17 protein-coding genes and 1 riboswitch are annotated in these 20,936 nt (G+C 57.8%); of the genes, 6 read left to right on the forward strand and 11 right to left on the reverse strand.

All coding sequences use genetic code 11. The annotated features are described in order from the left end of the window. Positions 1-388: 388 nt before the first annotated feature. From HMPREF3042_RS05445 to HMPREF3042_RS05460, 4 genes are all read right to left on the reverse strand, one after another. Positions 389-1,261, reverse strand: coding sequence for an adenosylcobinamide-GDP ribazoletransferase (locus HMPREF3042_RS05445; protein WP_070856410.1), 873 nt, complete (start codon positions 1,259-1,261; stop codon positions 389-391). Between the two features lie 5 nt (positions 1,262-1,266). Next, positions 1,267-2,304, reverse strand: a complete 1,038-nt coding sequence (gene cobT, locus HMPREF3042_RS05450; protein ID WP_070856412.1) for a nicotinate-nucleotide--dimethylbenzimidazole phosphoribosyltransferase — start codon at positions 2,302-2,304, stop codon at positions 1,267-1,269. 102 nt (positions 2,305-2,406) lie between these two features. After that, positions 2,407-3,000 carry a bifunctional adenosylcobinamide kinase/adenosylcobinamide-phosphate guanylyltransferase gene (locus HMPREF3042_RS05455; protein ID WP_070856414.1) on the reverse strand — a complete coding sequence of 198 codons (594 nt, stop codon included), beginning with the start codon at positions 2,998-3,000 and terminating at the stop codon, positions 2,407-2,409. Positions 3,001-3,012: 12 nt separating this feature from the next. Then, on the reverse strand, positions 3,013-3,777 hold the full coding sequence (locus HMPREF3042_RS05460; protein ID WP_070856416.1) for a DUF3043 domain-containing protein: 765 nt from the start codon (positions 3,775-3,777) through the stop codon (positions 3,013-3,015). A gap of 313 nt (positions 3,778-4,090) precedes the next feature. Here HMPREF3042_RS05460 and HMPREF3042_RS05465 point away from each other — a divergent pair, with 313 nt between their 5' ends. Further along, positions 4,091-4,432: a HesB/IscA family protein gene (locus HMPREF3042_RS05465; protein WP_005512007.1), complete on the forward strand. Its 342-nt coding sequence runs from the start codon at positions 4,091-4,093 to the stop codon at positions 4,430-4,432. A 173-nt stretch (positions 4,433-4,605) separates the two neighbouring features. Here HMPREF3042_RS05465 and asnB read toward each other — a convergent pair whose 3' ends face one another. Continuing rightward, complete coding sequence (gene asnB, locus HMPREF3042_RS05470) at positions 4,606-6,531, reverse strand: asparagine synthase (glutamine-hydrolyzing) (protein ID WP_070605654.1); 1,926 nt, start codon at positions 6,529-6,531, stop codon at positions 4,606-4,608. A 500-nt stretch (positions 6,532-7,031) separates the two neighbouring features. Here asnB and HMPREF3042_RS05475 point away from each other — a divergent pair, with 500 nt between their 5' ends. Continuing rightward, entirely contained in the window at positions 7,032-8,207 is a 1,176-nt protein-coding gene (locus tag HMPREF3042_RS05475) for an aa3-type cytochrome oxidase subunit II (RefSeq protein ID WP_049190506.1), read from the forward strand. A 35-nt stretch (positions 8,208-8,242) separates the two neighbouring features. Continuing rightward, positions 8,243-8,689, forward strand: a complete 447-nt coding sequence (locus HMPREF3042_RS05480) for an aa3-type cytochrome oxidase subunit IV (protein WP_016423031.1) — start codon at positions 8,243-8,245, stop codon at positions 8,687-8,689. Positions 8,690-8,869: 180 nt separating this feature from the next. On the opposite strand, the gene HMPREF3042_RS05485 is transcribed toward HMPREF3042_RS05480, so the two are convergent. The 5 genes from HMPREF3042_RS05485 to HMPREF3042_RS05505 all read right to left on the reverse strand — a co-directional run bounded on the left by HMPREF3042_RS05485 (position 8,870) and on the right by HMPREF3042_RS05505 (position 15,178). Next, complete coding sequence (locus HMPREF3042_RS05485) at positions 8,870-10,597, reverse strand: ABC-F family ATP-binding cassette domain-containing protein (protein ID WP_070605652.1); 1,728 nt, start codon at positions 10,595-10,597, stop codon at positions 8,870-8,872. A gap of 167 nt (positions 10,598-10,764) precedes the next feature. Beyond that, on the reverse strand, positions 10,765-12,393 hold the full coding sequence (locus HMPREF3042_RS05490) for a cytochrome bc1 complex cytochrome b subunit (protein WP_070856418.1): 1,629 nt from the start codon (positions 12,391-12,393) through the stop codon (positions 10,765-10,767). After that, positions 12,390-13,601: a cytochrome bc1 complex Rieske iron-sulfur subunit gene (locus HMPREF3042_RS05495; protein ID WP_070856420.1), complete on the reverse strand. Its 1,212-nt coding sequence runs from the start codon at positions 13,599-13,601 to the stop codon at positions 12,390-12,392. Before HMPREF3042_RS05495 ends, HMPREF3042_RS05490 begins: the two co-directional genes overlap by 4 nt. Continuing rightward, positions 13,598-14,488, reverse strand: coding sequence for a cytochrome bc1 complex diheme cytochrome c subunit (locus tag HMPREF3042_RS05500; RefSeq protein WP_048759010.1), 891 nt, complete (start codon positions 14,486-14,488; stop codon positions 13,598-13,600). Before HMPREF3042_RS05500 ends, HMPREF3042_RS05495 begins: the two co-directional genes overlap by 4 nt. Before the next feature lie 75 nt (positions 14,489-14,563). After that, entirely contained in the window at positions 14,564-15,178 is a 615-nt protein-coding gene (locus HMPREF3042_RS05505) for an aa3-type cytochrome oxidase subunit III (protein ID WP_088611596.1), read from the reverse strand. A gap of 537 nt (positions 15,179-15,715) precedes the next feature. On the opposite strand from HMPREF3042_RS05505, the gene trpD reads away from it, so the two are divergent. Then, the gene (gene trpD / locus HMPREF3042_RS05510) at positions 15,716-16,783 is read left to right on the forward strand and encodes an anthranilate phosphoribosyltransferase (RefSeq protein WP_070851383.1); all 1,068 of its coding nucleotides are present in this window, start codon (positions 15,716-15,718) and stop codon (positions 16,781-16,783) included. Here the strand turns inward: trpD and HMPREF3042_RS05515 are convergent. Then, the gene (locus HMPREF3042_RS05515; protein WP_070856552.1) at positions 16,780-18,369 is read right to left on the reverse strand and encodes a DEDD exonuclease domain-containing protein; all 1,590 of its coding nucleotides are present in this window, start codon (positions 18,367-18,369) and stop codon (positions 16,780-16,782) included. The two genes, trpD and HMPREF3042_RS05515, sit on opposite strands and share 4 nt — an antisense overlap. A gap of 413 nt (positions 18,370-18,782) precedes the next feature. Continuing rightward, a riboswitch (cyclic di-AMP (ydaO/yuaA leader) is annotated at positions 18,783-18,925 on the forward strand. 14 nt (positions 18,926-18,939) lie between these two features. Between HMPREF3042_RS05515 and HMPREF3042_RS05520 the strand changes: the two genes are divergently transcribed. Together HMPREF3042_RS05520 and HMPREF3042_RS05525 are read left to right on the forward strand one after the other, a co-directional pair. Then, positions 18,940-19,518 (forward strand): C40 family peptidase, encoded by a 579-nt coding sequence (locus HMPREF3042_RS05520; RefSeq protein WP_070856422.1) that lies wholly within the window; start codon positions 18,940-18,942, stop codon positions 19,516-19,518. Positions 19,519-19,863: 345 nt separating this feature from the next. Continuing rightward, entirely contained in the window at positions 19,864-20,934 is a 1,071-nt protein-coding gene (locus HMPREF3042_RS05525; protein WP_371440722.1) for an NlpC/P60 family protein, read from the forward strand. The last annotated feature ends 2 nt before the right edge of the window (positions 20,935-20,936 follow it).

Below are 20,936 nucleotides of genomic sequence, written 5' to 3' on the forward strand. Positions count from 1 at the left end.
TTTGTCATAAACGCAGTCAGTAACTCGCATCGGTCCGCCGTCGCTAGTATAACCGCAGTCACTAGCCCCCCCACAGAACCCAAACCCCACAGAACCCAAACCCCACAGAACCCAAACCTGGGAGTATCACCCCAACATAGAAAAGCGCATCCCGTGCATTGCTGCGACGGGACGCGCTTTTTTTAATTAGCTGGGAGGCTAGAAGGTGTGCTCGTTCTTGGCGCCCCGGCAAACGGTCGGCGCAAAATAATTTGGGCGAGCCCCGAAACGAGCCTCCTGTACTCCGCCTTCCCGGCGGTGTGCCCTCAGAATACGTCCGCGTCAAAGTGACCGTCAATAGTTCTTTTTAAAGAAAACCCCAACGGGGGCAATGCGCGCATTTTCCCTGCTAGAACCCTATGGCAAGTATCACGGCACAGACAGCGCACGTTATCTCAATGATTGCGCCAAACACGTCGCCGTTGACTCCGCCAAACCTCTTCACGCAGTGCCGCGTCAGCAGCAGTGTAACGCCAAAGCTCAGTGCACAAGCGACTACGCCCACGAGCCCAATCAGCCCGCCCGACACAGCTAGTAGCAGTGTCCACCAGCAGGCCACCGTCACGGTGGACTGTGTACCAGCCGTCAGGGAGCCGAAGCCGCTGTTCGAAAAAGGCGGAAAGCCACGCCAGCAGGCAGTCGTTGCCGCCGCGCGAGAGGCCACAAAAGGCAAGCACAGCACAACCACGCCAGGCCACATCTGGCCAGCAGACCAATGTGACAGCACACTAGCCACAATCACGGCAAAAGCAGTCGTCGTCGTCAACATCGTCAGCACGATGGAGCCCACGCCCATTGGGCCGGTGCTCGGATCGCGCAGCACCTCGCGCGCCCCCTCCGGCGGTTTATACGAGCCGAGGGCATCTGCCACATCCGCCAGCCCATCCAGGTGCATGGCGCGGGTCAACATCTGTGCCGCCACCATAATCAGGGCGCCGCCGAGGATCGGGGTGACGTCGTAAAGCGTGGGCGTGCGTGACGACGACGTTGCGAACAGCCCCGCCGTGATGAGAACTGCACCCGCGGCAGGAACGAGCCCAGCTACTGGCAGTGCAGCGATGGCGCGGCGGCCGGTAATGCGGTCGAACACGCTCGCGCCTTTGAAAGGCAGGACAGTGAGCCAAGACAGGGCAGTGGTGATGGCCTCAGTGACGGCATTGCCGTGAGCGGAGGGATCACCGTCGAGATTATCCTGGTGAGACGGGCCGGCTTTGTCGGACAAGTCGATTAGTCCTTGGTGCTTACGCCTGCGTCGGCGAAGGTAGCCATGTTGCGCAGGACGGATACGCCGGATTTGACCAGCGGTAGGGCAGCGACGGCGCCGGAGCCTTCGCCAAGACGCATCCCGTATTCGAGAAGTGGTTCCTTATCCAGGTGTCGAAGGGCAAGCGCGTGCGCGGGCTCTGCCGACTTGTGGCCGGCGACCCACCAATCGCGGGCGCCCGGAGCGAGCTGGTCAGCCAGCAGAGCCGCGGATGTGACAACCACTCCGTCCAAAATCACAGGAGTGCGACGCACCGCTGCTTGTGCCAAGAATGCGGCCATCACGGTCATATCTGGCGAGGAAATACGGCGGAGCACCTCAACCGGGTCATTGCGAAGGCGACGCACGCGGAACATGGCATCGCGCACGGCAGCGACCTTGAGCTTCCAGCCCTCGTCATCAATGCCAGTGCCTCGGCCGACGACGACAACTGGTTCGGAGTTGGTCACGGCACCAATCAGCGCTGCGGCTGGAGTGGTGTTTCCGATGCCCAGGTCGCCGGCAATGAGCAGGTCAGCGCCTTCATCAACGGCGGCGTCGGCAATAGCGATGCCCGTGCGGATGGCCTTATCGACCTCCTCCTCGCTCATCGCATCCTCGCGGTCGATAGAACCGCAGCTGCGACGGATACGGTATGGCCCTTCGGCATCGTGGTCGAGGGAAATGTCCACACCGGTAACTGTGGCTCCCGCGATGTCAGCGATAGCGTTCACGCCGGCACCCTTTGCCTCGATATTGGCAAGCATCTGGATAGACACCTCGGACGGGTACGCGGACACCCCACCCTGGGCAACACCGTGGTCACCAGCGAAGACATAAACGCGACAATCGTCCAGGTCATGCGGAGGGCATTCTCCCTGGCACGCCGAAATCCAAATGCCGAGTTCTTCCAACCGGCCGAGTGACCCCGCGGGTTTAGTCAACTGCTCATGGCGCGCGCGGGCGGCCCGTTCAGTCTCTTCGTCAGGGCGTGCTACCGGTCCAAAATAATCCGCGTTCATACTCTCAAACGCTACCCGAAAACGATTTGTGTACCGACCATTGGTACATAGTTATTCGCATTGCTAGGCAGACCGTCATAGGAGGAGAGGCGTGGAATGAATCTAGCTCGCCGCCTTGACTTCCATAGGGCAGCCCGCCACAACTAAGACAACACGATCACAGACAGCTGCGAGCTGCTGGTTGAGAAGACCAATTTCATCACGGAAAAGCCGCCCTGAGCGGTGCTCGGGAATGACACCGAAGCCCACTTCGGGCGACACAATGAACAGGTCGGAATCGGCGGGGAGGTTGCGCACGGCGTCGACAAGCGAGTGCGTCCACGGCGCGACGCTGCCCCTCGGCGCCTCCCACAGCCCTTGCGCGTCGATGATGTGCGTCAGCCAGGTGCCGACGTCGTCGAGCAGCATGCGCCGCTTCGGCGACGCGAGAGCATCCACCGCATCGACGTCATCAACCGTGTGCCAGGCCACTCCGTGCTCTCGTGCCTGTGCTTGACGACGAATGCGGTGCTCCTCGACCCTGGAGTGAAAGTCGCTATCACCGGGCCAGGGCCGTGCAGTTGCGATGTAGTGCAACACCGCTGAGGCTGCGGCATCTGAGGCACAGTCGGTTGAGGCTGCGGCGGTGGCCAGCAGCTCGTGCTCAGCCCATGAGGACTTGCCTGAGCGGGCGCCACCGAGAACCAGAGTGCGCATGGCAGATGGAGGCTACTTGATCTCGTCGCCGATGTTGACCTGCGGACGCGGAGTACGCAGACGACGCGGCTGAGAAGCGCGGGAGTAAGCGTAGAAGCCCAGCCCCCAGGCTCCCTCGGTGGTCTTCGGGAAGCGCTCACGCGTCAGCTTGATGGCACGGCGGCCGATGTAGATACCTTCGATAATCAGGGCGATGATGAGAACCATCGCGATGAGAGATGCGATGTTGGCCAGCTTTGGCAGGGAAGTGCCAATCATCATAATCAGCAGCAGAATCAGTGCGAACGGGAGGAACACGTTAGCGAGGAAGCGACGGGAATCAACCCAGTCGCGGACAAACTTGCGCTCAGCGCCCTGGTCACGCGGCAGCATGTAGCGCGGATCACCGGCGGCCATGCGCTCGTCGGCAATGCGCCGCTGCTCACGTCGCTCTGCTCGCTCGCGTGCCTTGGCGGCCTTGAGCTCTTCCTTGGACATGGAGGCCTTGAGCTCCTTGCGGCGCTGGCGAGCTTCCTTAGCAGTCAGCGGCGCCTCGACCGGGCCACGGCGGATGCCGCGTGCGCGCTCAACCTCGTTGCGCTTCGGAGTAGGGCGCCCCTTCTTGGGAGTAAAAGCACCGCTGTGCTTCTTCTCGGGCTGCTGAGACTCCGAAGCGGTGTCCTTGGCTCCGCTGGATGCGGTCGCGTCGGTGGCTACGTCTCCGGCGTTAGTTGCGTCAGCTTTAGTTGCGTCAGCTGCCTTGGAGTTTTTGTCATTCTTTTTCCACGGTAGATTCACGACCCCAGATTATAAGGTCTTCAAGGTGCTTCCCTAATTAGGTTGCAGGTTGAGGGCCAGGGGCTGGGCAAGGGGCGTGGTTTTGTGCGTGGCCGCCGCGTGGGGTGGGAGGGGAGAGAGTGCGGTTTCGGCGTGGGAAGCCGTGGTGCGGTTGCGAGGTGGCGGCAAGAAGAGACTTCAGAAAAAGAGAAAGAAAAAGAGTACCCAGAATTGGGAATTAAAGACTGGTCGGTATGGTTGTGATAAATAATGACGTAGCCGACCTTGGGGTCGACTCGCATACTTAAACACTTCAACAAGGAGGACACGCGCTATGACTACTGCTCAGAGCACTGGCGTTACCCTGACCGAAGCTGCGGCTGCCAAGGCAAAGGCACTTCTGGACCAAGAAGGTGCCACCGACCTGGCACTGCGTATTTCCGTGGCTCCGGGCGGCTGCGCCGGCCTGCGCTACCAGCTCTACTTCGATGACCGCAGCCTCGACGGCGATGTCGCCGAGGTCTTCGGTGGCGTCAAGCTGGTCGTTGATCGCCAGTCGGTTCCGTACCTGTCCGGCGCCACTATCGACTTCGCGGACACTATTGAGCAGCAGGGCTTCACCATCGATAACCCGAATGCCACTGGCTCCTGCGCTTGCGGTGACTCCTTCAACTAAGTCATTAGCTGAGCAGAGCTGTCAGCAGACGCTGTGAAAAGCGTCGGATAGTAAAAGGCTCGGACCTCACTCTTGTTAAATGAGTGAGGTCCGAGCCTTTTCTTTTGGTTGCGCAGGCTACGGTGGCAGCCTGCCGGGGCAGGATGGGGGCGCGGGAACCGTCGTAAAGCGAACTAGAGCTCGACGGGGTAGTCGCGCTGCTCGATGTCCGGAGTGATGCGGTCTTCGATGAAGATGCCGTGCCAGACCATGAAGGCCAGGATGGTCCAGAGGCGGCGGGAGTGATCGCGCTCGGTTGGGTGGTGCTCGGCGAGCATCTTGAGCACGGCGTCCTTATTAATGAACTCATCGGTCTGGGACTCGCGGATGATGTCCTCGGCCCAGCCGTGCAGTTCGTCGCCTGCCAGCCAGTGGCGAATCGGCACCGGGAAGCCCAGTTTGCGGCGGTTGAGGACGTGCTCCGGAACAATCTGCTCCATGGCGCGACGCAGTGCGTACTTGGTGGTGCCGTGAGAAACACGCATGTCCACCGGCAGCGTCTGTGCAACGTCGAAGACCACACGGTCGAGGAACGGCACGCGCAGCTCCAGGGAGTTGGCCATGGTAATCTTGTCGGCCTTGACCAGAATGTCGCCACGCAACCAGGTGAACAGATCCAAGTGCTGCATCCGAGTCACCGGGTCCCAGCCTTCAGACTGCGCGTAAATCGGTGCCGTGACATCGCTGTGGTCCCATTCCTGCTTGGCCCACGGCAGGACTTCCTGCAGCTGCTCAAAGTTAAAGGAACGAGCATTGCCGTAGTAGCGCTGCTCCAGCGGAGTAGTGCCTCGCTGCAGCAGCGACTTGCCGCGCATACCTTCTGGCAGAGCTTCGCCGACCTTAGCCAGACCTCGCAGCAGGGGAGAGGGAACCTTGTCGAACGGTTTCAGCGACAGCGGCTCCTTATAAATGGTGTAACCACCAAAGAGCTCATCTGCGCCCTCACCGGACAGTACGACCTTAACGTGCTTACGAGCCTCTGCGGCCACGAAGTACAGCGGCACCAGTGCAGGGTCAGCTACCGGGTCATCGAGGTACCACATAATCTTCGGAATCGCCCCGGCGAACTCCTCCGGCGAGACGACCTTCACAATGTGCTCGACGCCAATGGCGGCGGCGGACTCGGCAGCCACATCGACCTCGGAGAAGCCCTCGCGCTCGAAGCCGGTGGTAAACGTCAGCAGGTTCGGGTTGTGGCGTTTGGCCAAAGTTGCAATCGCAGTGGAGTCGATACCTCCCGACAGGAACGAGCCCACCGTGACGTCGGCACGCATATGCTTCTCGACGCTGTCCTCCAGCGCACGGGCAATGCGGTCAAAAACGTCCTGCTCAGTGCCCTTGGCCACTTGCTGAATCGGGAAATTTGGCTTGAAGTAGCGGGTCTGCTTAACTTCGCCACCAGGCGTAACGATGGCAGTGCAACCCGACTCCAGACGAACAATGTCAGTGTGCAGCGACTCCGGCTCCGGAACGTACTGCAGATCGACGTAGTGCTCTAGTGCGCGCTTATTCAGCTTCTTCGCATCGATGCCCATCTCCGGCGCAGCTTCGAGCAGGGACTTCTTCTCAGAACCGAAAATTGTGCCACGCTCTGTGGTGGCGTAGTAGAGCGGCTTAATGCCGAACGGATCGCGCGCCAGGAAAAGCTTGCGCTCGACGCTGTCCCAAATGGCAATGCCGAACATGCCGCGCAAGTGCTTTACGACGTCCGCTCCCCAGTGGTGGAACCCAACGACGATAGGTTCACCATCGCCGGAGGTATTAAAAGCATAGCCTTTCTTCTCCAGCTGCTCGCGAAGTTCGACGAAATTGTAGATTTCGCCGTTGAAGGTCATGGAGTAACGATTCGGCTGATTCTCTGGTCCCCACTGCAGCGGTTGGTGGCTGTGGGCAATATCAATAATGGATAGGCGGTTGAAGCCGAAAACTGCGTCCTCATCGTGCCACGTGCCTGCATCGTCAGGGCCGCGGTGCCGCATGCAGGGCAGGGCCCTTTCGACAACGGGAACGAGCTCCGCTGCGTCAGAATTTGCAGCCAGGATTCCGAGAAGACCACACATGCTTCGTGCGCGCACCTTTCGCTTAGTGTCACTTAATGGATTTTCGACAGCTCCGTAGCTAGCGGCTCAGCGCGACTGGTTGTCGCCTTAACCGGTGGCCGTGAAGGACCGCCGCGTGGCTGAGTAGCTGGGTTGAACCCCAGATTGGCGCCACATAGAAATGCTGCACCTACTTTAATGCCTTTTGGGGAAAAGCGAGAATGTCTGAGTTTGCCGTGTCTAGGGCTCGGGGCAAGGTTGCGCGGGACGGTGTGTGCGTCAGCGCGTGGCACAAACACTAAAAAATTCATAGACTTAGGAGCGTCAACAGGGTGTAACTGGTGAGAATGCCACCCCCGATAGGCGGGTCTTTCTCAGTATTTTATTAGGGCAGATATACTCAAAGGCACCCCACAGCCATATTTATTGTGGAGAAAGCTTAAGAATCGACTACTCTGCTTGGGTAGGACGAAACCTTAATCGGTTATCGAAAATTGTGTGGATCAGGAAGGCAGACACACGTGAATCAGCGTAGAAAGTTCGGAGTCGCCCGTAAGCTCGGCGTCCTCGGCGTTGCCACCGGTAGCGCAGCCTTGCTTGCCGGCTGCGATGTTAATCCTCCGGAGAACGGCTTCTTCAAGCTGCTCCGCTTTGGTTGGCCGGAAGGTGTGACCCCGGAAGCACAGTCCATGGGTAACTTCTGGGTTTGGACCTGGGTTGCAGCTTGGATTATCGGCATCATCGTTTGGGGCGTTACCCTTTACTCGATGGCAAACTTCACAGCTAAGAAGGCTGAAAAGAAGGGCAAGGGCGAGTTCCCGCGCCAGACTGCATACAACGTTCCGGTTGAGTTGTCTCTGACCATTCTCCCGATTCTGATCGTGATGACTCTGTTCTTCTTCACGGTTCAGACTCAGGACAAGGTCACTGCCCTGGATAAGGATCCGGAAGTTACCGTCGACGTCACCGGTTTCCAGTGGAACTGGAAGTTCGGTTACGCCAACATTTCCGCTGACCTGATGGGCGGCGAGGAATACAACGGCCGTATTGAGAAGCCGGCTGATGAGCAGTTCTTCACCGAGGGCGGCCACGAGGTTCCGTCCGCTGAGGATCGCGCAAAGCAGAAGGAGCACCCGGTTCACGGACGCTCCAAGGAGAGCCTCGACTACCTGCACTACGACGAGATTGAGACCCTCGGTACCACCGAAGAGGTTCCGGTCCTCGTTGTTCCGGAAGACACTGCAATCCAGTTCGACCTCGCGTCCGCTGACGTGATTCACTCCTTCTGGGTTCCGGAGTTCCTCTTCAAGCGCGACGTGTTCCCGCACCCGGAGGCTAACAAGTCCAACCGTGTCTTCCAGATCGAAAAGATTGACTCGGACAAGATTGCCAACCGACCAGAGGACAACCCGAGCGACAAGGTCAAGAACGCATTCGTTGGCCGTTGTGCCGAGATGTGTGGTACCTACCACGCAATGATGAACTTCGAGATTCGTGCTGTCTCCCGTGAGGCATTCACCGAGTACATCAAGTTCCGCCAGGAGAACCCAGAAGCTACTAACGCTGATGCTCTGAAGCACATCGGTGAGCCGGCATTCGCAGTCTCCACTTCGCCGTTCAACTCCGGTCGTGTCGACACCCGCGACATGGGTGATCGTGGTGCTAACACCATTGACCTGAACGCGACCGCCAAGTAAACCCAGCAAGATTCTTACTTAAAGGAAGTTCTCAAATGAAGTCTGCAGCAAAGCTCTTCTACGGACTTACCGTGTTCCTGGGGTTCATGGCTGTCGTCTACATCTTCGGCACTCAGTACCTCCAGGACACCGGTAACGTCATCAACGAAAGCCAGGGTCGCCTCGAGTGGGCTGGCGCAACCGGCCTGGTCCTCGCAGCTCTGATGACTCTGATGCTCGGTGGATACTTCCACTTCACTGAGCGCCGCTCCGACATCACCCCGGCCGACTTCGAAGAGGCAGAGATTGCCGACGGTGCAGGTACCCTCGGTTTCTTCTCCGCTAGCTCGATTTGGCCGTTCGTGATGACCATGGGCATCCTCCTCATGGGCTACGGCATCGCATTCATGGCCTACTGGCTGATTGTCCTTGGCGCGGTAATTCTGATCGTCTCCGGCACCAAGCTCAACACTCAGTACATCACTCCGCCGGAGAAGCACTAGTCCGAGTGCAATCAGACTGAACCACAGTCGTAGATAACCGAAAAGTCTCTCCCACTAACAAGGGCGTTAGTGGGAGAGACTTTTTTGTTTGGGCAAGTGGGGGAGAGAGATCCCAACCGGCGTTACTTTGCCGGTTAGGCTCCGCAGTCGGTAGGTGAGTGGTAAGTATGTGATTCCGTATCAAGCGAATTCGACGGGTTTCTGCCCCTTAGGCAGTTCGATGACCTCACCATCAGTCACCTGCAGATGACGCGCTTCGAGCGAGTTAATCATGCGGTGATCGTGGGTAATCAAAATAATTGTGCCCTCTGCAGATGCGATTGCGTCTTGGACCTGCTCAATCAGATCCACACTCAGATGGTTGGTAGGCTCGTCGAGCAGCAAGATCTCCGGCGGGTTGGCTACGACCAACGCTAACGCCACACGTCGTTGCTGGCCGATGGAGAGGCTTCCTACCGGGCGATTGGCATCCTCGGGGCTAAGCAATCCAAAGTCGTCGAGAGGCACGCGGGCATCGGGAGCAAGGTCGTACAACTCACGGGCGGACTTGTTTGGGTTTTCCCAGTCTTGTTCCTGAGCCAGCATGGCTACTCGACAGTTCTCGCCGATACGCACCTCGCCAGCCTGCGTCTCAACTTGCCCCATGATGGTCTTAAACAAGGTAGATTTGCCGGCCCCATTAGGGCCTGTGATAACGACCTTGTCTCCGGGTCGAATAGTCAGTGAACCAACTCGAATTCGATCTGGGACGACCACACCGCGCATCTTGAGGTGAAAATCCTCATCGCTTCCCGAAGCAGCGCGCTTGGTCGGTAGGGGCGCCGTCAACGGGGCATCAAAGCCCAGTAGCGCCGGCGGACGCTCCACACCTTCCTCGGTCAGCTCATCCAGTCGCTGCTTAGCCGAACGCACGCGGCGGGCGATCTGCCGCTCTACACGACCGCCACGCCGGTCATAAGCCATCTTGTTATTGTCGGTCATTGCCCGACCTGGTGAAACCTCACGGGCGCCATTCTCGATGGTGTCTTCCAACCGATTGCGTTCATGCTCCTCGGAGCGCCACTGGTGCTCCCATAGCTCACGCTGGTGGCGACGGTGCTTTGCGTAGTCGGAGTAATTACCACGGAACAGCCCAATACCAGGGCGCCCCGGCACCAAGTCTCCAATTACAGTACAAACGGCATCTAGGAAGTCGCGGTCATGTGTTGCCACCACAACCACTCCAGGGTGGTTCTGAATGGTGTCAATTACGAGCTGGCGACCGCGTTCATCGAGATGGTTGGTGGGCTCATCGAGAAGCAAAATCTCTGGCTTTCGAATCAGCGTAATCGCGAGCCCCAGTCGCGCCCGCTGCCCGCCGGAAATCTCCGTGGTTAGTTGCTCTATCAGGGGAGCGCCGTCGGGAGCAGTACCGGTCAGGCCGAGGTGGTCGAGCACAATCTCTGCGTTATGTTCGGCGTTCCAGTCATCGTGAGCTATGACGTCCGAGAAGACCTTCGAGTACGCTTTCTCTGCCGCCTCAGACTCATCTGGGGTCTCTGCTAAGGACATCGCCTCAGCTGCCTCTTCCAACTCCGCTAGACGACGTTTCGAGGGGCCGAGAGCCTCATCGATAAGCATTTGCACCGTGGAGTCGAAAGGAGCTTCCAACTCCTGAGAGCCGAGCACACGCGTGCCAATATGAGTCACCGTACCGCTCGTGGGCCGACGACGACCCGACAGCAGCCAAAGAAAAGTGGATTTGCCGGCTCCGTTGTCTCCAACCAATCCGAGGACATCGCCGTCGGAAAGCGTGAGCGAGACATCGCGCAGAACAGGCGTGGCCTCGTAGTCGAAGTTGACACCGTTGGCGACAAGCTGTGTGGCGTTGTTCGAAAGGTCGGTGGTGGGGGAGGGACTGGTAGACATATGTCCATTTTAGTACTGGTAGACAGCAGATTTGTTATCTGACATATGTGGGGTGCAAGACGAGCGCGCAGGAATCCGGGGAACAAAAACCACCCCGGTCGACATCCGAAGTGGATGCGGACCGGGGTGGTCTTATTTGAGCGCAGTAGAAAACCTACCGCGGAGTTTTACTGCTCGAGCTGGCGACGCTCTTCAGCGTTCTGCGCTTCGAGGTTACGGAACATCTGAGCCTGCTGCTCGTGGTTCTCGTGCTCGATACGAGCTGCCTCTTCGGCGATCTCTGGGGAGTCCGGGGAGAAGAAGCTACCGCGACCCGGGTGACCAGCGGCGCCCAGTTCGTTCATGGTCTTCGGGACGTAAGCACCCTGGTACTCGAGCGGAACGGCGTGGCCGTGCTCGTCGACCGGACCCAGTGGCTGGTGGACCTCGATGAAGGAACCATCAGGCAGCTGGTTGATGATGCCCGTCTCAATGCCGTGCTCCAGGACAGCGCGGTCAGAGCGCTGCAGGCCGATGCAGATTCGGTAAGTGACAAAGTAAGCGATCGGCGGCAGGATAATCAGACCGATACGGCCAACCCAGGTCATCACGTTCAGCGAGATCTGGAAATGGTATGCAATCAGGTCGTTACCACCGGACAGAGTCAACAGGGTGTAGAAGACCAGAGCCATGGCACCCAGGCCGGAGCGAACCGGCACGTCGCGCGGACGCTGCAGCAGGTTGTGGTGGGCGTTATCGCCGGTGATCTTCGCCTCGATGAACGGGTAAGCGAAGAGCAGGACAACCAAAATACCACAGAGCAGGGCGACCCAGAAGACTGCCGGGATCGTGTAGGAGCCCAGGTAGAGCTCCCACGGCGGCATGACACGGGCAGCACCGTCAGTCCACAGCATGTAGATATCCGGCTGGGAACCGGCGGAAACCTGCGCTGGGTTGTACGGGCCAAGGTTCCAAATTGCGTTGATCTGGAAGATACCAGCGAACAGCGCCAAGAAGCCGAAGGTAATCAGACCGAAGGAAACGGACTTGACCGCGAAGATCGGGAGGATACGAACGCCGACGACGTTGTTCTCGGTACGACCTGCGCCGGGGAACTGGGTGTGCTTCTGGTACCAGACCAGAGCCAGGTGAGCGGCAATCAGACCGAGCAGCAGAGCAGGGAGAATCAGCACGTGTGCAATGTACAGGCGTGGGATAATCATGTCACCCGGGAAGTCGCCGTTGAACATCATCCAGTGCAGCCAGGTGCCGATAATCGGCAGACCGATGATGATTGCGGACATAATACGCAGACCAACACCGGAAAGCAGGTCGTCCGGCAGGGAGTAACCCATGAAGCCCTCTGCCACGGACAGCAGCAGGAGGATGGAACCGATGACCCAGTTAGCCTCACGCGGCTTGCGGAATGCGCCGGTGAAGAAGATGCGGAACATGTGCGCCATGATGGACACGGCGAACAGGAGAGCACCCCAGTGGTGGATCTGGCGAATGAACAGACCACCGCGAACCTCGAAGGAGATCTGCAGGGCGGTCTCGTAGGCGCGAGACATCTCGACACCGTTGAGTGGCGCGTAGGCACCGTCGTAAATGACCTTCGACATCGACGGGTCGAAGAACAGAGTCAGGTAAACACCCGAGAAGAGCAGGACTACGAAGGAGTAGAGTGCAATCTCACCCAGCAGGAAGGACCAGTGGGTAGGGAATACCTTATTGAGCTGCTTACGCATGCCGCCAGACAGGGTGTAGCGGTCATCCATATTTTTAGCAGCGGTTGCTAGTTTCGTTGGATTACTCATGATTGACGCTCCCAGAATGCCGGACCGACGGGCTCAACGAAGTTGCCCTCTGCGTACATGTAGCCTTCTTCATCAACGCTGATCGGCAGCTGCGGAAGAGCGCGAGCAGCTGGACCGAAGACCGGCTTGCCGTAGTGCAGTGCATCGAACTGCGACTGGTGGCATGGGCAGAGAATACGGTTCGTCTGCTGTTCGTACAGAGAAGTCGGGCAACCAATGTGTGTACAAATCTTCGAGTAGGCGAAGTAGTCGCCGTAGTGGAAGTCTTCCTGATCCTTGCGCAGGATTGCCTTTTCAGCGTCCTGGGAACGCAGACGAATCAGCATGACCGAGTTGCGGGAGCCGTGAATCGAGTGCATGTGTGCCTCGTAGACATCAGCATCCTTGGAGTACTTGTCGCCGTCGTTGACGTCCTCTTCCGGAAGCGGGAAGACAGTCTCCATAGAACCTGCTGACAGGTCCTCTGGGCGGAGGCGAACCAGACGGGAAACGCCCTTGGTGGTGTAGCCGTGTGCACCCTCTTCAGCGATAGCACCGGTGTCGCGGCCCAGGTAAACCTTGTGGCCCTGCTCGACAAGAGTCCAACCGGTGGTCCACAGAGTTCCGTCACCAGTGACGTCAACGTCGTGGCGTGGCTTCCACGGGTTCTTAATCATGCCGCCAAGCGGAAGGATCATGCCGATACCAGCCAGGACGGCGCCGGTACCAAGGAGGCCCTTGATAGCGGAGCGACGACCCAAGGTGGAGGTCTGCCAAGAATCGTTCAGCAGGGCAACAATGGTCTTCTGGTCGACCTCTTCGGACGGACCATCGTGGCGGCGCTGAACCGAAATCTCTTCCGGAATGAAGCGCTTGGTGAACTTAACTGCACCAATACCCAAGGTGACGATGCAGCCACCGATGGTGATACCCAGCAGTGGGGTGTACATGGTGTACAGCCACAGACCCTCTTCGCCGTGACCCTTGTAGTGCCACGGGTAGAACAGGTAGATGGCGATGAATGCCAGGCCAAGAATGACCGACAGTGCCAGCCAGATGGTGATACCACGGGCCGCGCGCTTTTCAGCCGGGTCGTTGGCAATCGGGAAGCGTTCCTTGCGGTAAGCAATGGTCACGTCATCGAGTTCAGCACCCAGACGAGCGAGATCCGCATTGCTCATCTTCGACAGCTCCTCGGAGCTGTACTTCTTGTTTTCGTTATTACTCATCGGCGGGATCCAATCCAAAGAGCGGCCGCTACGAGAGCGACAATGCCTACAATCCACATGACAAGGCCCTCAGCAACTGGGCCGATGCCACCAATGCCCCAACCACCTGGGGTCGGAGTTTCCTTGGAGTTCTTGATGTAGGCGATGATGTCCTTCTTCTCGTCAGCAGACAGCTGGCGGTCAGAGAACTTCGGCATATTCTGCGGGCCGGTCAGCATGGCCTGGTAGATTTCCTGCTCATTTGCAGGATCCAGGACCGGTGCGTACTTACCGCTGGACAGTGCGCCGCCACGACCGGTGAAGTTGTGGCAGGAGGCACAGTTCAGGCGGAACAGTTCGGAACCGCGAGCAACGTCAGCCTTGTCAAGCTCACCGTTCGGGCCGGCGTTCTTACCGCGCAGCGACTCCATAGCAATGGAGCCGTCTTCGTCGCGGACAATGCCTGCGCCGCCACCATTAGCCTGGACGTAGGCTGCGATAGCCAGCGTCTGCTCTTCGGAGTAACGCGGGGTCTTACGTGCTGCCTGAGCCTCATTGCGGAGCATCGGCATACGACCGGAGTGAACCTGGAAGTAAACCGAGCCCTCGCCGACGCCAATCAGCGACTTACCGCGGTCCTTAACGCCCTGGAGGTTGGCGCCGTGGCAAGTAATACAAGCAACGTCGTAAAGCTCCTTGCCCTGCTGAATCATTGCGGCTTCATCCTGCTGAGCAGTAGCCGTCTGTGCATCAGGGGTCAGAGCATTAGCGAGGAAGCCCGCGCCGGTGAGGGCGAGAGCCATAGCCATAATGCCGGAGGCAGTACGGCGCATCTTGCGGCGGCCCTTTGACTTCGGGGCCGCAGCCAAGGACGTGGTGTCCTTGGTTTCGGAGGTAGTGTTTTCCATCTTTTTCCCTTTAAGACTGTTCGTGGAAAGTGGATGGGCTGTAGGCCGTACTAAACAAAGGACGGCCAATACGGCCTACTGGATGAAGTAGATGGTGATGAACAGGCCAATCCACACGACGTCGACGAAGTGCCAGTAGTACGAGACCACAATGGCAGCAGTGGCCTGTGCCGGGGTGAACTTCGCCTTGGAGGTACGGATAAGCACCACAACGAAAGCCAGCACACCCGCGAGGACGTGGGCTGCGTGGAATCCGGTGGTGATGAAGAAGACCGAACCGTAAATGGAGTTCTGAATGGTCAGACCGTGGCTAACCAGGGTGAAGTACTCGTAAGCCTGGCCGACGAGGAAGATTGCACCCAGGGCGGTAGACAGTGCGTACCACTTACGGAGTGCGAAAACGTCGCCACGCTCGGCCGCGAACACGCCCCACTGGGCAGTGAACGAAGACGACACTAGGATCACGGTGATCAATAGTGCGTACGGGACATTGAGGTGGCCGGTACCCCAATCCCACGAATCGCCCTGGCCGTTCGCGCGTGACACGAAGTACATCGCGAACAGACCGGCGAAGAACATTAATTCCTGAGACAGGAACACAATCGTGCCGACACTGACCATATTCGGTCGGTTCAGTGTCGCAGCACGACGTGGTGCTGTCATACCTTGATTTTCAACTGCGCTCGTCACAACTAACAGTATGTACTGTTCTTAAGGAGTAGTCACGTTGCAACCCCCGTTTTTGTATAAAAATTCCTAAAATCCCAGGTCGCAAGGAAAGGTTTCTGAGAATTTCACTAATTTTTCCCCTGTTGGGAACTTTCCGGTGTCTTTATCCGACGCGGGTGAATTCGAGGGTTTTGTTGTGCCGCGGTGCGCGGAGTCCATCCCCCCTGGACTGCCAGGTTCACCTTCGGCGAACCTGGGTTAGCGATACTGCGGCATCGGCTGTCGGTTAGTTTATCGCAGGTTCGGCTCTATTTAATATCGTATTTTTCCAGTTGCCCCAATGGGGGTGAGATTTTCGGCGAACGCAAAAAGTGGACCTGGTGATGCGCTGGATATATGGGGGAGGTATCTTGTCTTATTACGTACATCACGGTGGGATTTTCCAGAAAGCCCCGTGATGTGGTGCACCTGGTGGGCGGAATCACCAGCAGTACCTAGGTGCATTTGTATTAATAGAGTACGAGTACAGACTTGACTATCTAGTGGAAGGGAGTGGCGATGAGCGAGATCGGCGATAAGAGGGCGGTCGAAAACTGGCGCCATGTTCTTTCCACGATTGGCGCTGGCCGCGAAGTTTCCGGTGAGGGCATTCGATTCGCCATGGATCAGATCATGTCAGGTGCTTCCGGAGACGTGCAGACCGCAACGTTTGCTTTCGGTCTCCTCGCCAAGGGGATTACGGCTGCCGAGCTCGATGCTGCGGCTGAGGGCATGCTTTCATTTGCCCGCCCAGTTCATGATCCACAGCTCGCCGGTGTTATTGAGCGCGGTGCAGTCGATATCGTCGGCACCGGTGGTGATGGCGCAAATACCGTCAACATCTCCACGATGTCCATGATTGTTATCGCGGCCAGTGGCGTGCCGGTGCTCAAGCACGGTAACCGCGCGGCTTCCTCGAAGTCGGGCGGAGCTGACATGCTGGAGGCCTTTGGCATCGACATTGAGAACGGTCTCGTTACTTCTCCGGAACATCCGGATTTCTACGTGCGCTTCCTCTTTGCCGCTCGCTTTCATCCGGCCATGCGCTTCGCTGGACCGGTGCGTAAGGAGCTAGCGGTTCCGACAGTCTTCAACCTGCTGGGGCCGCTGACGAATCCAGCACGCCCGCAGGCAAGCTTGATTGGCTGTGCCTTCGAAGATCAGATGGAGACGATGGCGGACACCTTCGCCCGCCGTGGTCAGCGCGCGTTGGTGGTACGCGGAAGCGATGGTCTCGACGAGATTACCGTTACTGGCCCCACCAAGGTCTTCATTGTGGAAAACGGTGAAGTTGCCGAAGATGTCATCGATCCACATGACTATGGCATGGAGTACTCCGAAATTGACGCGCTGCGTGGCGGTGACCCCGCGTACAACGCTGATGTTGCACGTCGCATTTGGGCTGGCGAACTCGAAGGTCCGATTCGCGATGCAGTCATACTTAACTCCGCCGCCGCAATCGCCATCTCGCGTGGTCTGGGTGGCCGTCCGCTAAAGGAAGCTATGGCCGACTCCATTGAAGAGGTCAAGGAAACGCTCCAGTCGGGGCTGTGCCTGGACATCGTTACCGCGGCGATGAAGGGTTAAGGTTCGCGTCGCGCTTCACGACGTGCTTGCTGCGCGTCAATTGCCCACTGAAGGTATTTTCCTGCGCCCAACCTGGGGTAGGAAAACTCGCCTCCGGTGGGCTTTATTCGTACCTCCGGGCGCTGCAACCATTTCCAGACAATACTGAGTTCATCAATTGATGCTCCTTTATATAAGGAGTCATCTGGAGTGACTGTTTGGGCTGAACTCTCCATGAGGTCGATGATGTAGTTCATATCCGCGCCACGCGGTGCGGTGCTGGCGCCCGCCAACCTGCCATAGCGAATTTCCGCTAGGTGCCAGCCTCCATTGCCATCGGGGAAAGCGGCTTGCAGAGATGGGATGGCGGCAAGCATGCTCAGGCGCTGCTGCTTATCCAAGCTGATAATGAACTCCGCGGTGCGGTCACGCTGCACTGCCGCGCGTTGGAAGCGGTGTGCTTCGGCAAGTGCTGATATCTCAGCAATCATGTCCGCGATCTCGTCTGCGCCGGTGGTGGAGATCTGGGCGTTTGTTATCGCAAAGTCGTCGTTAAGTGCGGAGAACCTGTCGCGGATGGCAGTAGCGGTGTCGCGCGTGCGGAAAGGACCTAGGCTGCGGGCGTCGGTGACTGTTCGGCTAATCTTGGCAGGCCGACCGGGGCTAGCGGGGACGATGTACCAGCCTCGGGTCGGTTCGGTACGTTGTCGGTTGTAGGGCGGACGGAGTGCAGAGATCAGACGAGCCTCGCGGATTTCTGCAGCGAAGCCGTGCGGGCATTCGATGATTTCGACGCGTTCGGCTAGAGAGACCATTTCCGTAATCTTGCGACGAGAATCAGTGCCGTTGAAATACTGCAGAAGTCTACGTCGCAAATCGAGAGCTGTACCTATATATAAGGGGTCGTCATTTCTTGACCGAAAAACATAGACACCAGGGGTGTGCGGAGCTCCATCGGCAAGATGTCGTTTAGCACGAACCTCCGGAGCGACGGTCGGCGAGTAATGCACTAGCTCGGACGCTGTTTGTACTTCATCGCCAGCTAGTCTCTCCATGAGGTAGTGAAGGACGTCGACGGTTGCGATTGCGTCGTCAAGCGCCCGGTGGGTGGGGCGATTCGGAGAACCGACGTACCGTGCGAGCTGTGAGAGCTTGAAACTGCCAACTTGTGAGCGGTCAAGGACGCGACGCGCCAACGTGAGAGTGTCTACGACACTGGGGCTTGGCCAATCTAGGCCCAAATCTGTGCAAGCCTGGCGGAGGAATCCAATATCGAACTTGGCGTTATGCGCAACCCAGACGCTTCCCCGGGCAAATTCGAGGAACTGAGTAATAACTGTGCCGAGCTGTGGGGCAGTTTCAACATCGGCGGTAGTGATGCCGGTGAGAGATGTGATGTGGTCGGGAATCTCCATGCCGGGGTCGATGAAGCTGGAAAAGGTGCCAATTCTCTTGCCGCCACGGGTTTTGATGGCCCCAATTTCAATGATGTGGTCGTTCTTGGCCTTTAGTCCAGTCGTTTCTAGGTCTACGACGACAAAGGTGGTGTTGAAAAGAGAATCATCGACGGAGCCTTCGAGAGGGAAGTGCTGTTGTCCTGAATTCACGTCAATAATCCTATTCTGAGCGCTCCTAGTGGTGTTAAAACTGTGAAACTTGAGCAAATTGAGCTGCTACAAGCTGGAGTGTGATATAAAACACGTTTTGAGTCCCCGATAAAAATGTTCCGACCTTAAGGCGTTAAGTGTAAAGTTCTCGGCGGACTTCAAAATGCCAGGTAGTGGCACGTTTATCAAACTGTTATTATTCCGCCATAAGGGGAGTGTCTAGTTGTAACAGCTTGGTAACGGTTTAGTTCTATCGATGGTAACAACCGGGCCTTGAGCGGTTTTCTTACCAAGCGGCTAGACAAAACTTGATGCCATTTCGTAACCTTATCGAGACATTGAAACGGGGCCACTGAGTTGGTGCCGGTCATTGATAAGAAAACACAGAGCCTTATCGAAGGTCCTGAGGGGCTAAGTAGTGAGAACCTCAGGGGATTCGAGCCGGGGACCCACCTCGAACCATGGGGTGAATCCCAAAGGGAAATCCCGGAGGGTAGGAAGTCTTCCATTCTTCCGAACCCGTCAGCTAACCCGGTCGGCTAAACAGGAAGATTTTGGAGTTTCAAAACAATGGGCAAGCACCACCGCCGTTCTAACTTTGCACGCAACGCAGTCGCATTTGGCGCAACCGTCGCCGGCGTTACCGCTCTCGCAGTTCCGACCGCTAACGCTAACCCGCTGAACGACATCCAGGGCGCACTGAACGGCTTCGATACCCCGCAGGTTGCAGGTCTGCAGGATGTTGTTGGCAAGTTCAATGATGTCGCAGGTGAGGTTACCTCCGGAAGCGTTGCAAACGTTGCAGCACCGTCCACTGGTTCGGCTATCGTCTCCGCTGCACGTTCCAAGATCGGTTCCCCGTACGTGTGGGGCGCTACCGGTCCGAACTCTTTCGACTGCTCCGGTCTGACCTCCTGGGCATACCAGCAGGTCGGTAAGTCGATTCCGCGCACCTCCCAGGCGCAGGCTTCCCAGGGCGCCGCGGTCTCCAGCCCGGCACTGGGTGACATCGTTTCCTTCTACTCTGGCGCTACCCACGTCGGCATCTTCTCCGGTAACGGCAATGTGATTCACGCTCCGCAGTCCGGCGATGTCGTCAAGGAAGCTCCGATGAACTACATGCCGGTTCACAACTTCGTCCGCTTCTAATCTGTTTGAACGGATGACAACCTGCGGGGCTTAGATGCCCCGCAGAGTCTTGGCTCTTTTTTAATGAGGGGGCACTGAGGCGAGCGCCCGGGTGCTGACGCTATGTGCGTCGTAAAGCACTATGGGGGGCGCTCGCCTCATTTTTGTTTTTGCCCTGTGGTTACGCAATGCGTGAAGTCGAAGGGCTATCCTGGTTACTCCCTTTGGATACCCCTTTGTGCTGGCGGTTTGTCGGTGTGTTGTTCCGCGGCAAGGCTGCTACAATTTGCTCGAATGCGTCAAGTGGTTTGATGTTTTGTTTTTCGGGGAAGAAATTTGAATACACAACTTGAAAAGGGTTTGGATTTGTCGCGTCACCGTGCCTCTCGCCGTCGCCACAACTCTCGTCGCGGTGTAGTCGGGCTGACGGTCGTGACTGGGCTAACCTTTGGCTCCGTAGGTTTGGCGCCAATTGCGTCTGCGCAGGATGAACAGCCAGCCCCGGATTTGGCTACTGCCGACGGCATTATTGCAGAGCTGGAGAAGATTTCTCGGGATACCGAAGCGATTTCGGAGGAAGTTACCGAGCTGGATTCTCAGGTTCAGGCCAAGGAAGAGGAACTCCGGCACGCCGAGGGGGAGCTGAAGCGCTCTGAGGATCAGGTTCTCCGAGCACAGGATGACCTCAAGGCGCTCTCTGGCGAGATTTCCTACTTCGCGAAGAAGCGGATGCGTGGTGAAATCGTCGACCCGTTGTCGGCCGCACTGGGATCTGCCAGTGCTCAGGACGCTATCGACCGTACCGGTTACATCAATAAGATGTTCCGCGACAACGATGAAGTCGTCAGCCGTGCGGTGCAAGCCCGTAAGGATGCCGAGGAGGGTAAGGCCAATGCGCTGCGTCTGCAGGGAGATATCCGCAAGCAGCTCGATGGTCTGGCTAAGCGTCGCGATGATTTGGACAAGCGCAGCGCTGAATTTGATGAGCGCGCCGAGCATGTCAAGTCCATGGTTGATGCGCTGAGCCCCGAACAGCGGGAAATCTGGATTTCCAAGAACAACCCAATTACCGAAGGGCTGGATAAACTGCTCGGATCTTCCGCCGCAGTTGATGCCGCGATGTCGAAGCTGGGTTCCCCGTACTCGTGGGGAGCTGCTGGTCCCTCCGCATTCGACTGCTCCGGTCTGATGTACTGGGCGTACCAGCAGATTGGTAAGTCCATTCCGCGTACTTCGCAGGCACAGCTCGCCGGTGGCACCCCGGTAAGCCGTGACCAGCTGCAGCCAGGTGACATCATCGGTTACTACCCGGGCATTACCCACGTAGGCATGTACATCGGCAATGGTCAGATTGTCCATGCTTCCGACTACGGTATTCCGGTCCAGGTCGTTTCCATCGACCAGGGCGGCCCGTACCAAGGCGCTGTCCGCTTCTAACT

Origin of the sequence: Corynebacterium sp. HMSC074C05, assembly GCF_001838325.1 — a bacterium.
Classification (GTDB): domain Bacteria; phylum Actinomycetota; class Actinomycetes; order Mycobacteriales; family Mycobacteriaceae; genus Corynebacterium; species Corynebacterium amycolatum.